This is a genomic window from Salmonella sp. 32020114201800008SM (assembly GCF_017572025.1).
GTDB classification, from domain to species: domain Bacteria; phylum Pseudomonadota; class Gammaproteobacteria; order Enterobacterales; family Enterobacteriaceae; genus Salmonella; species Salmonella enterica.
In genome coordinates this window covers 769,199-780,345 of record NZ_JAGEQM010000001.1, presented here as the reverse complement: position 1 = coordinate 780,345, position 11,147 = coordinate 769,199, and the positions used below count along the sequence as shown (strand labels likewise).

Below are 11,147 nucleotides of genomic sequence, written 5' to 3'. Positions count from 1 at the left end.
AACACGATTTGAATTACCAAATGATTGAAACGGACGATGCGCTGGCGAGCCTGTGTGAGGCTGTCCGCGCATGTCCGGCTATTGCTTTAGATACGGAATTTGTCCGTACCCGCACCTATTACCCGCAGTTAGGATTGATCCAGTTATTTGACGGGGCAAATGTCGCCCTGATCGATCCGCTCGGCATCAGCGACTGGTCGCCGTTAAAAGCGGTGTTGCGCGATACGGGAATCACCAAATTTCTGCACGCGGGTAGCGAAGATCTGGAAGTATTTCTGAATGCGTTTGGCGAACTGCCGGAACCCCTGATTGATACGCAAATTCTGGCGGCGTTTTGCGGGCGTCCGCTGTCGTGGGGTTTTGCGTCGATGGTAGAAGAGTATACGGGCGTGGCGCTGGACAAAAGCGAGTCTCGTACCGACTGGTTAGCCCGGCCTTTAAGCGAACGTCAGTGTGAATACGCGGCGGCGGATGTCTGGTATCTGTTACCGATCGCCAAAAAGCTGATGATTGAAACTGAAGCCGCAGGATGGCTGCCTGCCGCGCTTGATGAGTGTCGGTTGATGCAGCAGCGCCGTCAGGAGATTCAGGCGCCGGAAGAGGCATGGCGGGATATCACCAATGCCTGGCAACTGCGTACTCGCCAGTTAGCCTGTCTGCAACTTTTAGCTGACTGGCGGCTACGTAAGGCGCGTGAGCGCGATATGGCGGTGAACTTTGTTGTGCGTGAAGAAAACCTGTGGGCGGTCGCGCGTTATATGCCGGGCAGTCTCGGTGAGCTGGATAGCCTGGGGCTTTCCGGCAGCGAGATTCGTTTTCACGGCAAGACGTTGATATCGCTGGTGGCGAAAGCACAGGCGCTACCGGAAGAGGCATTGCCGGAACCCCTGTTGAATCTGATGGACATGCCGGGCTATCGCAAAGCGTTTAAGGCCATCAAAGCGCTGGTGGCGGAGGTGAGCGCGTCGCATCACGTCAGCGGCGAGCTACTGGCATCGCGTCGGCAGATTAATCAGTTGCTTAACTGGCACTGGAAATTAAAACCGCAAAATGGGCAACCGGAATTGATTTCCGGCTGGCGCGCCGAACTGATGGCGGAGAAGTTAACTCTTCTGTTGCAGGAGTATCCGCGTTAACGACGGTAATTGCCGGGAAAACGGCCAGTGAAATAAATGTCCGTATTCGGAATAATGTAAAAAAATAAAAAAGGCAGATTCTTCTGCCTTTTTTAATCCAGGAATTTTCCCATAAAAGAGCTTATTTTGACTCTTCGGCTTCCGGCAGCGTTACGTTAAGTTCAAGGATGGAGATATCACCATCTTTTTGCTCAAGCTGGACGGTAACCATTTCCGGATCGATTTGTACGTATTTACAAATGACCTCAAGAATATCTTTACGTAACTGCGGTAAATAATGCGGTTCGGCATCGCTACGGCGACGTTCCGCGACAATGATTTGCAACCGCTCTTTTGCAATATTAGCGGTACTCTTTTTCCGCGAGAGAAAAAAATCCAGTAATGCCATAATTTATCCTCCGAACAGGCGTTTGAGGAAACCTTTCTTCTCTTCTTCAATGAAGCGGAAAGGACGTTCTTCTCCCAACAGACGATCTACGGTATCTGCATAGGCTTTACCCGCATCCGCAGTGGCGTCAAGAATCACCGGTTCGCCCTGGTTCGATGCGCGCAGTACGGATTGATCTTCCGGGATCACACCGACGAGTTTAATACGCAGAATCTCCAGTACATCTTCCATGCTGAGCATGTCGCCTTTATTGACGCGGCCTGGATTGTAGCGCGTCAACAGGAGATGTTCTTTAATCGGTTCTTCGCCATTTTCTGCGCGACGAGATTTCGATGCCAGAATACCCAGAATACGGTCCGAGTCACGGACAGAAGAGACTTCAGGGTTAGTCGTGATGATCGCTTCATCGGCAAAATAGAGCGCCATCAGCGCCCCGGTTTCGATACCCGCCGGCGAGTCGCAAACGATGAACTCAAAGTCCATCGCTTTCAGTGAGTCCAGTACCTTAGCGACGCCTTCGCGCGTTAGCGCGTCTTTATCCCGGGTCTGCGACGCCGGAAGAATGAAGAGATTTTCAGTACGCTTATCTTTGATCAGCGCCTGATTCAGTGTCGCATCGCCCTGAATGACGTTTACAAAATCGTAAACGACACGACGTTCGCACCCCATAATCAGATCGAGGTTACGCAGTCCGATATCAAAATCAATGACGACAGTTTTCTTTCCCTTCTGGGCCAAACCTGTAGCGATGGCCGCGCTGGAGGTGGTCTTGCCAACGCCCCCTTTACCCGAAGTAACAACAATAATGCGTGCCATAAAAATTCCTTGTTAAAAAGGGATCAATTCAACGGTTGAACTGTCAAAGCGTTGTCTGCTAAACGCAGGCGCGCCGCTTTGCCATAAAATTCTGCCGGGATTTTATCACTCAGCCAGTAAACACCTGCGATAGAGACCAGTTCTGCCGTCAGATGGGTACAAAAAATTTGCGCTTCCCGATCGCCGCTCGCCCCTGCCAGCGCGCGACCTCTCATCATGCCATAGACATGGATATTGCCGTCAGCGATAAGCTCTGCGCCAGCGCTGACGTGACTTGTAACAATCAGATCACATTGTGGAGCATAAATGCGCTGACCGGAACGAACCGGAACATCAATTAATCGCGTTTTTGTGATGGGATTAGCGTTTTGCGGCGGTTCGCTGGGCGTTGCCGGCTCAACGGGCGCAGGCCGAACCGCTTTCTCTTTACCTTCAGTCAGTAAAGGAAGACCCATCCGATCGATTTCTACTTTCAGGCTGGCGTCTTTACAGCCGCTCACGCCGATAATGCGTAAGCCGGTTGAGGTCACGATCTTATGCAGTTCCGGCCAGTTTACCGGGCTTTCAAGACCGCTAACGTTAATAACGACAGGGGCGTGTTTTAAAAACGCAGGAGCCTGCGCTATTTTGTCTTCTAACGCCTGACGAATAACCTCTGGTTCCGCTTCATGCAAATGAACCACTGATAAGGTGAAGCTACTGCCTTTAAGCTCGATTGGCGTGTTTGACATCCTGGCCTTACTCAATTTGCTATTTATCATCTCCGATACGGAGTGATATTCCGAAGTCCAGAAGGCATGTTATAGTCAGTATTATATTGAGGCAAGTCACCATCCCGTTAATTCAGAGTAAAAGTATGTTTTGTGTGATCTATAGAAGTAGCAAGCGCGATCAAACCTATTTGTATGTCGAAAAAAAAGACGATTTTTCACGGGTGCCTGAAGCGTTGATGAAAGGATTCGGTCAGCCGCAGTTAGCGATGATGCTGCCGCTTGATGGACGTAAAAAATTAGTCAATGCCGAGCTCGAAAAAGTAAAACAGGCGTTAAGCGAGCAGGGCTATTATTTACAATTGCCGCCGCCGCCGGAAGATTTGCTGAAACAACATCTTTCTTCGGTGGGACAAAATACGTCGCACGCTGACCGTTAAACGGTATTCGGCGCCGCGCCTGAATTCCATCATGATCTTAGGGGAAAATATGTATCAACATCGTAACTGGCAAGGTGCCTTGCTTGATTACCCGGTAAGTAAAGTGGTCTGCGTGGGCAGTAATTACGCAAATCACATCAAGGAGATGGGCAGCGCGACGCCGGAAGAACCCGTGCTTTTTATCAAGCCGGAAACCGCATTGTGTGATATTCGCCAGCCGCTGGCGATTCCGGCGGATATGGGCGCTGTTCATCATGAAGTTGAGCTTGCCGTGCTGATTGGCGCAACGCTCCGCCAGGCGACCGAAGATCATGTATGTAAAGCGATAGCCGGTTATGGCGTGGCGCTTGATTTAACCCTGCGCGATATTCAAGGGAAAATGAAAAAGGCCGGACAGCCCTGGGAAAAAGCCAAAGGTTTTGATAACGCATGTCCGATTTCAGGCTTCATCCCTGTCGCGGCCTTCTGCGGCGATCCGCAAAATACGGTTATCGGACTTAACGTTAATGGCGAGGTTCGCCAGCAAGGGTCGACCGCGGATATGATTCATCCTATTGTGCCCCTTATCGCCTATATGAGCCGCTATTTTACGCTCAAAGCCGGGGACGTGGTGCTAACCGGCACGCCGGCAGGCGTGGGGCCATTATTGAGCGGCGATGAGCTGGACATTCGTTTTAATGGCGAAACATTGTCTACCCGCGTTCTGTAAAATCTGCTTGCCGCCTTCAGCGGCGGTAAAACTTGCATCTGCAGGCCAGACTGGTTATAAGGTGCAGCTTTAGTGCAATGGCGGATACTTTAATGAGCGATACACCTTTCTGGCAACGTAAAACCCTGGATGAAATGACCGATGCCGAGTGGGAGTCGCTGTGCGATGGCTGCGGTCAATGCTGCCTGCATAAGCTGATGGATGAAGATACAGATGAAATCTACTTCACCAACGTGGCGTGCAGGCAATTAAATATTAAAACGTGCCAGTGCCGTCATTATGAGCGCCGTTTTGAATTTGAACCCGACTGTATCAAACTCACTCGCGAAAACTTGCCAGACTTTGAATGGTTGCCGATGACCTGCGCCTACCGTTTGTTGGCGGAAGGTAAGCCCTTGCCGACGTGGCATCCGCTGCTGACTGGATCGAAAGCTGCTATGCATGGCGAGCGAATTTCTGTCCGTCATATCGCGGTTAAAGAATCTGAAGTACGGGACTGGCAGGATCATATTTTAAATAAACCGTCGTGGGCAGAATAAGTCTTCGGCAAAACGGCTGATTGTTTACAATTCTTTAATTTACGCCGGGCGCCCCCTGAAATCAGGAATTGCGTGCAAATTCCGTCACCTGGCGTTATCACTGCCTTCTACTCCTCCCTGACGCGCCTTGTCGCTGCGCTCGCGCACGTATGGTGGCGACTCTATACTTTCAAAGCAGTATATCGCTGCCTATCCTGAGGAGTTACCCCATGAATAACCAACCGTTGCGCGTTTCAAAGGATCAGCCCAGGAAGCCTGATAAGACACCCGAAGACGAAGGAAAAAATCCAAAGAAAAACCAAAAGTAGTGCTGTAGGGTATCTTTAATAACTATGGTTCGTTGGAGGCTTTATGTCTGAACGTCCTGATTTAGTCGATCCATTACCAGAGGATGAGCCGCTTCCTGGTGAAAATATTCCGGATACGCCAGAGGGAGACGATCCTCTCGACCCGGATACCCAGAATGAGGTTGAAGATCCTCGTAGATAGCGTCTTGTGCTATTAACCAACCGCCTGATGCACCGTCTGTGCCAGGCGGTTTTTTACATCTTCTAAAGCGAAACATCCTGATAATCCTCAGAAAGATAGCCTATAATTTTTTGTACGTTAAAATAGTAGCGCGTCCATGACGACACTGTCTTATTGCGCTTAGCCGTTTGCGAGTTCAAAGGAGGAAATCAATGAACAGCGAAGAGTTGACACATAAAGCAGAAGAGGAAATCGCGGCACTCATTAGCAAAAAGGTCGCCGAACTACGGAAGAAAACCGGGCAAGAGGTTTCCGAAATAGAGTTCGTGCCGCGAGAAACGATGAAAGGGCTTGAGGGCTACCACGTTAAAATTAAACTACTCTAGCGTTTAATTAGCGCCATTAATCACCTGGCTACTGGGCGGGACGCCGCCCAGTGGTGACTGGTTTACCGATGTCAGGCTTTTTTCTGTTGATACATTTCCTCGCCCTGATGGTCTTCCTCTACCCAAAAATGAATGTTGAACCGCGCATCCTCGCTCAGCTCTACCCGATGCCAGTATTGCGGCGGACTGGTGGCGAATTGCCCGGCATTAATCACCACTTTCACTTCGGGTTCTGTCGCGGTTTCATTCGCAAAGCCATAGTAGGTCACGGTGCCTTCCATCACGCAGAGTTGTCCGAAAACGCCTGCCGCTGTGTTGTGATGAGAGAGCAGTGCCGCCGGAACATTCTCTTTGGTGAAAAAGGGGGTAGAGCGTTTAACTTTCCAGTTTGCCGGGATGCGTAAGTGGGACATAAGACATCTCCCTGATGTGGTGATTAAAAGATGTATTTAATATACACCTTTTAATCACTGGCAAACAACGCTTCGGGCAAAAAAAACGCTCCCGAAGGAGCGTGTGTATCAACGACCGAACAGGTCGCGTTTTTTAGGCTTAAATGCCTGGGCTATGACGACGGCTATCGCCACCACAAGGTAAGCGGCAAAGATCCCCAACAGCCATTGCGGCATCTCCAGCGTTAAAAACGACCACTGGCGTTCGGCGCAATCACCGGATGCCACAAACACCTGCGGCAGCCATTTACCCAACGGCAACCAGTCTGGAAAGCGCGCCATAAAGTCACAGGTCATGAACGGCGAGGGATGCAACTGAATCATCGTATGTTCATACGCCAGTTGTAGACCCCGCCAGGCGCTGTAAATCCAGATAACCATTGCCACGTATCGCAGCGGCGTTTTCGGCGCTATTGCGCCGACCAGACCCGCGCCCATCACGCCAAACAGGGCGCAACGTTCGTAAATACATAGCACGCAAGGTTTAAGTAACATGACGTGCTGGAACCACAGCGCCACCATTTCCAGCGCCAGGGCGGTAAACGCCATCAGTAACCATGCGCCCCGACCCCGTGAGCACTGGTTTAAAAATCGCAACATAATAATTTCCCTGCAACATGCGTAGAGACCGCAGTGTAAACCAATTCAATTCGTGCGCCACTAGCGGGAAATGAAATAATGTGTAATTGGATAATTATCAGGCAAAAATCGGAGCCGGGCGGTGTATTGCCCGGCCAAACGTTACGAAAGCGTTGCTAACCATCCTGCCTGAGTCATCCATTCGGTGGCCGGCGCAAGAGTGAATTCGACGCACAGTAGCCCTATCAGGGTCAGTACGATAGTGTACGGTAACGCCATCCAGACCATACGGCCATAGGAGAGACGGATTAACGGCGCCAGCGCGGAGGTCAGCAGGAATAAGAATGCCGCCTGACCATTTGGCGTCGCTACTGATGGCAGGTTAGTACCGGTATTGATGGCCACAGCTAGCAGCTCAAACTGTTTTAAGCTGATTGCGCCGTTTTCCATTGCCGCCTTCGCTTCGTTGATATAAATGGTGCCGACAAAGACGTTATCTGAGATGGAAGACAACAGGCCGTTAAAGAGATAGAACAGCGTTAGCTGCGCGTGTTCAGAGGCTTGCAAGACGAACTGAATAATCGGCGCGAAAAGATGTTGATCGATAATAACCGCCACAATAGAGAAGAAAACGGTTAACAGCGCAGTAAACGGCAGCGACTCGGTAAACGCTTTGCCGATGGCGTGTTCATCGGTGACACCCGTTAACGCGGTGGCCAGAATAATGACCGACAGACCAATCAGTCCCACCTCCGCGAGATGGAGGGCGAGGGCGGTAACCAGCCAGACGCCAATAATCGCCTGGACTATTAGTTTAATTTTATCCTGGCGGGTGCGCTTCTTACGGCTTTGATCGTCGAATTGCTGTAAAACGTCGCGGACTTTTTCGGGCAACGTTTCGCCATAGCCAAACCAGCGCATTTTCTCGACCAGCATACAGGTTAACAGTCCACATACCAGTACCGGGACGGTGACAGGCGACATCCGCAAAAAGAAGTCGCCGAAATGCCAGCCAGCCGCTTTAGCGATGATCAGGTTTTGCGGCTCCCCGACCATGGTCATGACGCCGCCCAGCGCCGTCCCCACGCCCGCATGCATCATCAGGCTACGTAAGAATCCGCGGAATTGCTCCAGCACCGTTTTGTAATGCGGATCGATATGGCTGTCGTCCAGCATATCGTTCTCTTCGCCGCGCGATGAGGCCACACGATGGTAAATCCCGTAAAAACCGACGGCGACGCTGATCACCACCGCAACGACGGTAAGCGCGTCAAGGAAAGCCGACAAGAACGCGGCGGCGACGCAAAAGGCCAGCGACAGAACCATCTTCGAGCGGATACTGAGTAACAGACGGGTAAAAATAAACAGCAATAACTGCTTCATAAAGTAGATGCCTGCCACCATAAACATCAGCAGCAGCAAGACTTCCAGGTTGGCGGCAACCTCTTCACGTACATGGGCGGCGCTGGTCATGCCGATGATAACGGCTTCAATGGCCAGTAACCCGCCGGGCAGCAGGGGGTAACACTTTAACGCCATCGCCAGGGTGAAGATAAATTCTGCCACCAGCAGCCAACCGGCAACAAAGGGATTAGCTAAGAAAATGAATGGGTTAACAATTAAAAAGACAAGTAGTGCCAGTTTGTACCAGTCGGGCGACTGGCCTAAAAAGTTGCGCCACATGGCGCGACCCCATGAGATCTCCATGAAATTTTTCCTTACCTAGAAAAATGAAATAGCGTTTTTATGTTTAAACACAGAGAGTAGCGAGCGCGACGAATGCAAGCAAGTCCTTAACGATATTGGCAGGCGATATCAGAAATGGTGCCTTGATCCCCTTTTTCTTCATTGCGTCCGCTATCAGGTGTTACGCCCGTCTGGTATGATGAGTGCAACTATGTTTTGCTGTGTAATGGAAATCTCACTATGGTCATTAAGGCGCAGAGCCCGGCGGGTTTCGCGGAAGAGTATATTATTGAAAGTATCTGGAATAACCGCTTTCCTCCTGGCACGATCTTACCGGCAGAACGAGAACTCTCCGAACTGATCGGCGTGACGCGCACGACATTACGCGAGGTGTTACAGCGGCTGGCGAGAGATGGCTGGCTGACCATTCAGCATGGCAAACCGACAAAGGTTAATAATTTTTGGGAAACGTCAGGGCTGAATATCCTTGAAACGCTGGCCCGCCTTGACCATGAAAGCGTTCCGCAACTGATCGACAATTTGTTGTCGGTGCGTACCAATATTTCTACTATCTTTATTCGTACCGCATTGCGTCAACACCCGGATAAGGCGCAGGAAGTGCTGGCCACTGCCCACGAAGTGGCCGACCATGCCGATGCATTCGCCGATCTGGACTATAACATCTTTCGTGGTCTGGCATTCGCCTCCGGCAATCCTATTTACGGCTTGATCCTGAACGGCATGAAAGGGTTATACACCCGCATTGGTCGCCACTATTTCGCCAATCCGGAAGCGCGCAGTCTGGCACTGGGTTTCTATCATAAATTATCGTCGTTATGCGAGCAGGGCGCGCACGACCAGGTGTATGAAACGGTGCGACGTTACGGGCATGACAGCGGTGAGATTTGGCATCGGATGCAGAAAAATCTGCCCGGCGATTTAGCGATTCAGGGACGATAATCCCGCGATGCCCGGTAAGCGCAAACACTACCGGGCAGCATCTCGATTACAGCATGTTCATGCGCGGCGGACAACGCTCCAGCAGTTCTACGCTGCCATCCTCATTTTGTTGCTCCAGCATCACATCAAAGCCCCATAACCGATGCACATGTTTCAGCACCTCTTTGCGGCCTTTATCCAGCGGCGCGCGGTTATGCGGGATATAACGCAACGTCAGCGATCTGTCGCCGCGTAAATCCACATTCCAGACCTGAATATTCGGCTCCAGGTTGCTCAGGTTATACTGTGACGACAGTTTTGATCGAATCTCCCGATAACCTTCTTCGTTATGAATGGCGGAGATCTCCAGATAATTATGCCTGTCATCATCAAGTACCGTGAAGAAACGGAAATCACGCATCACTTTTGGTGACAGGAACTGACTGATAAAGCTTTCATCTTTAAAATCGCGCATGGCGAAGTGCAGCGTTTCCAGCCAGTCGGAACCGGCAATATCCGGAAACCAGTATTTATCTTCATCCGTGGGCGACTGACAAATACGTTTGATATCCTGGAACATGGCAAAGCCGAGCGCATAGGGGTTAATTCCGCTATACCAGGGGCTATTATAGGGCGGCTGAAATACGACATTGGTATGGCTGTGTAAAAACTCCAGCATAAAGCGTTCCGTCACTTTGCCTTCATCATACAGATGGTTCAGGATGGTGTAGTGCCAGAAGGTCGCCCAGCCCTCGTTCATGACCTGCGTCTGTTTCTGCGGATAAAAATACTGGCTGACTTTACGCACGATGCGCAGAATTTCGCGCTGCCACGGCTCGAGCAACGGGGCGTTTTTCTCCATAAAATAGAGCAGGTTTTCCTGCGGTTCAGCGGGAAAGCGGCGTGCTTCGGCGACAGTTTTTTCTTCCTCGCGTTTTGGCAGCGTGCGCCACAGCATATTCACCTGGCTTTGTAGATACTCTTCCCGGCTTTTTTGTCGCGCTTTCTCTTCCTGCAACGAGATTTTCTGCGGGCGCTTATAGCGATCGACGCCGTAATTCATCAGCGCGTGGCAGGAGTCGAGCAGTTTTTCTACTTCATCCACTCCGTAGCGTTCTTCACAGCGGGTAATGTAATTTCGGGCGAAAATCAGGTAGTCGACGATAGAGCTGGCATCCGTCCAGCTCCGGAAGAGATAATTATTTTTAAAAAAGGAGTTGTGGCCGTAACAGGCGTGCGCCATGACCAGCGCCTGCATGGTGATGGTGTTTTCTTCCATCAGGTAGGCAATGCAGGGATTAGAGTTAATCACAATTTCATAAGCCAGTCCTTGTTGACCATGCTTATACAGACGTTCCGTCTCAATGAACTTTTTGCCAAACGACCAATGCGGATAGTTGATCGGCATCCCGACGCTGGAGTAGGCGTCCATCATCTGTTCGGAAGTGATGACTTCAATTTGGTGCGGGTAAGTATCCAGTTGGTAGAGTTTCGCCACGCGGTCTATCTCTGCCAGATAGACATCCAGCAGATCAAATGTCCAGTCGGGTCCATCGCTCAAACGTGTGGTGTCCTTGTTCATGGAATCAATCGTTGCCATTCGCGCACCCTCATTGTTGGCGACGCTCTCTGTATGGAGCGCCTCCTTTCAAGCATAGAACACCATGTTAAAAAACGACTTGATCGTGAAAACTTTTCTTTGCGATTTCCTCCACATTGAACGGCAAAAAATCGGGTATTGGCATCATTTTATGCTGTATAGCCATGCCGCGTAGCAGGAGATCCCAAACCAGTGGGATCGCTTGTCTTTAGGGTATATGTGAAGCACGTCACCATAAAAAAGTCATATGTTGAATAATATTTTCATCTGGGTTATCAAGATGTAATCAGAAGATTGTT

Annotated in this window: 14 protein-coding genes; 7 read left to right on the top strand and 7 right to left on the bottom strand. The window is 50.5% G+C overall.

The window, feature by feature from the left end; all coding sequences use genetic code 11:
* Window positions 1-8: 8 nt before the first annotated feature.
* Window positions 9-1,136, top strand: a complete 1,128-nt coding sequence (rnd, locus tag J4613_RS03925; RefSeq protein ID WP_001109128.1) for a ribonuclease D — start codon at window positions 9-11, stop codon at window positions 1,134-1,136.
* Window positions 1,137-1,257: 121 nt separating this feature from the next.
* Here the strand turns inward: rnd and minE are convergent, their stop codons facing one another.
* The 3 genes from minE to minC are packed head-to-tail and all read right to left on the bottom strand — an operon-like array spanning window position 1,258 to window position 3,071.
* A complete protein-coding gene (minE, locus tag J4613_RS03920) occupies window positions 1,258-1,524 on the bottom strand; it encodes a cell division topological specificity factor MinE (RefSeq protein ID WP_001185666.1) in 267 nt (88 codons plus the stop codon).
* 3 nt (window positions 1,525-1,527) lie between these two features.
* Window positions 1,528-2,340, bottom strand: a complete 813-nt coding sequence (gene minD, locus J4613_RS03915) for a septum site-determining protein MinD (protein ID WP_000101047.1) — start codon at window positions 2,338-2,340, stop codon at window positions 1,528-1,530.
* A 23-nt stretch (window positions 2,341-2,363) separates the two neighbouring features.
* Entirely contained in the window at window positions 2,364-3,071 is a 708-nt protein-coding gene (minC, locus tag J4613_RS03910) for a septum site-determining protein MinC (RefSeq protein ID WP_000072527.1), read from the bottom strand.
* 125 nt (window positions 3,072-3,196) lie between these two features.
* Here minC and J4613_RS03905 point away from each other — a divergent pair, with 125 nt between their 5' ends.
* The 5 genes from J4613_RS03905 (at window position 3,197) to J4613_RS03885 (ending at window position 5,592) form a co-directional block, all read left to right on the top strand.
* Complete coding sequence (locus J4613_RS03905; RefSeq protein WP_001537109.1) at window positions 3,197-3,490, top strand: YcgL domain-containing protein; 294 nt, start codon at window positions 3,197-3,199, stop codon at window positions 3,488-3,490.
* 49 nt (window positions 3,491-3,539) lie between these two features.
* Window positions 3,540-4,199 (top strand): fumarylacetoacetate hydrolase family protein, encoded by a 660-nt coding sequence (locus tag J4613_RS03900; protein ID WP_001537367.1) that lies wholly within the window; start codon window positions 3,540-3,542, stop codon window positions 4,197-4,199.
* 92 nt (window positions 4,200-4,291) lie between these two features.
* The gene (locus tag J4613_RS03895; protein WP_001285703.1) at window positions 4,292-4,738 is read left to right on the top strand and encodes a YcgN family cysteine cluster protein; all 447 of its coding nucleotides are present in this window, start codon (window positions 4,292-4,294) and stop codon (window positions 4,736-4,738) included.
* Window positions 4,739-5,089: 351 nt separating this feature from the next.
* Entirely contained in the window at window positions 5,090-5,227 is a 138-nt protein-coding gene (locus tag J4613_RS03890; RefSeq protein ID WP_001519337.1) for a hypothetical protein, read from the top strand.
* A 191-nt stretch (window positions 5,228-5,418) separates the two neighbouring features.
* Complete coding sequence (locus tag J4613_RS03885) at window positions 5,419-5,592, top strand: addiction module toxin, GnsA/GnsB family (protein ID WP_001083583.1); 174 nt, start codon at window positions 5,419-5,421, stop codon at window positions 5,590-5,592.
* 71 nt (window positions 5,593-5,663) lie between these two features.
* Here the strand turns inward: J4613_RS03885 and J4613_RS03880 are convergent, their stop codons facing one another.
* From J4613_RS03880 to nhaB, 3 genes are all read right to left on the bottom strand, one after another.
* Window positions 5,664-6,005: a DUF1971 domain-containing protein gene (locus tag J4613_RS03880; protein WP_000018968.1), complete on the bottom strand. Its 342-nt coding sequence runs from the start codon at window positions 6,003-6,005 to the stop codon at window positions 5,664-5,666.
* Between the two features lie 108 nt (window positions 6,006-6,113).
* Entirely contained in the window at window positions 6,114-6,644 is a 531-nt protein-coding gene (gene dsbB, locus J4613_RS03875; RefSeq protein WP_000943475.1) for a disulfide bond formation protein DsbB, read from the bottom strand.
* A 141-nt stretch (window positions 6,645-6,785) separates the two neighbouring features.
* Window positions 6,786-8,330, bottom strand: coding sequence for a Na(+)/H(+) antiporter NhaB (gene nhaB, locus J4613_RS03870; protein ID WP_000406444.1), 1,545 nt, complete (start codon window positions 8,328-8,330; stop codon window positions 6,786-6,788).
* A gap of 219 nt (window positions 8,331-8,549) precedes the next feature.
* Between nhaB and fadR the strand changes: the two genes are divergently transcribed.
* Entirely contained in the window at window positions 8,550-9,269 is a 720-nt protein-coding gene (gene fadR, locus J4613_RS03865; RefSeq protein ID WP_000234826.1) for a fatty acid metabolism transcriptional regulator FadR, read from the top strand.
* A 46-nt stretch (window positions 9,270-9,315) separates the two neighbouring features.
* On the opposite strand, the gene J4613_RS03860 is transcribed toward fadR, so the two are convergent.
* Window positions 9,316-10,848, bottom strand: a complete 1,533-nt coding sequence (locus J4613_RS03860) for a SpoVR family protein (RefSeq protein WP_000190831.1) — start codon at window positions 10,846-10,848, stop codon at window positions 9,316-9,318.
* Between the last annotated feature and the right edge of the window lie 299 nt (window positions 10,849-11,147).

Bases quoted from the DNA above. Each gene is read 5' to 3' on its own strand.
- minE (WP_001185666.1), bottom strand. From the start codon at position 1,524: ATGGCATTACTGGATTTTTTTCTCTCGCGGAAAAAGAGTACCGCTAAT.
- minD (WP_000101047.1), bottom strand. From the start codon at position 2,340: ATGGCACGCATTATTGTTGTTACTTCGGGTAAAGGGGGCGTTGGCAAG.
- minC (WP_000072527.1), bottom strand. From the start codon at position 3,071: ATGTCAAACACGCCAATCGAGCTTAAAGGCAGTAGCTTCACCTTATCA.
- J4613_RS03905 (WP_001537109.1), top strand. From the start codon at position 3,197: ATGTTTTGTGTGATCTATAGAAGTAGCAAGCGCGATCAAACCTATTTG.
- J4613_RS03900 (WP_001537367.1), top strand. From the start codon at position 3,540: ATGTATCAACATCGTAACTGGCAAGGTGCCTTGCTTGATTACCCGGTA.
- J4613_RS03895 (WP_001285703.1), top strand. From the start codon at position 4,292: ATGAGCGATACACCTTTCTGGCAACGTAAAACCCTGGATGAAATGACC.
- J4613_RS03890 (WP_001519337.1), top strand. From the start codon at position 5,090: ATGTCTGAACGTCCTGATTTAGTCGATCCATTACCAGAGGATGAGCCG.
- J4613_RS03885 (WP_001083583.1), top strand. From the start codon at position 5,419: ATGAACAGCGAAGAGTTGACACATAAAGCAGAAGAGGAAATCGCGGCA.
- J4613_RS03880 (WP_000018968.1), bottom strand. From the start codon at position 6,005: ATGTCCCACTTACGCATCCCGGCAAACTGGAAAGTTAAACGCTCTACC.
- dsbB (WP_000943475.1), bottom strand. From the start codon at position 6,644: ATGTTGCGATTTTTAAACCAGTGCTCACGGGGTCGGGGCGCATGGTTA.
- nhaB (WP_000406444.1), bottom strand. From the start codon at position 8,330: ATGGAGATCTCATGGGGTCGCGCCATGTGGCGCAACTTTTTAGGCCAG.
- fadR (WP_000234826.1), top strand. From the start codon at position 8,550: ATGGTCATTAAGGCGCAGAGCCCGGCGGGTTTCGCGGAAGAGTATATT.
- J4613_RS03860 (WP_000190831.1), bottom strand. From the start codon at position 10,848: ATGGCAACGATTGATTCCATGAACAAGGACACCACACGTTTGAGCGAT.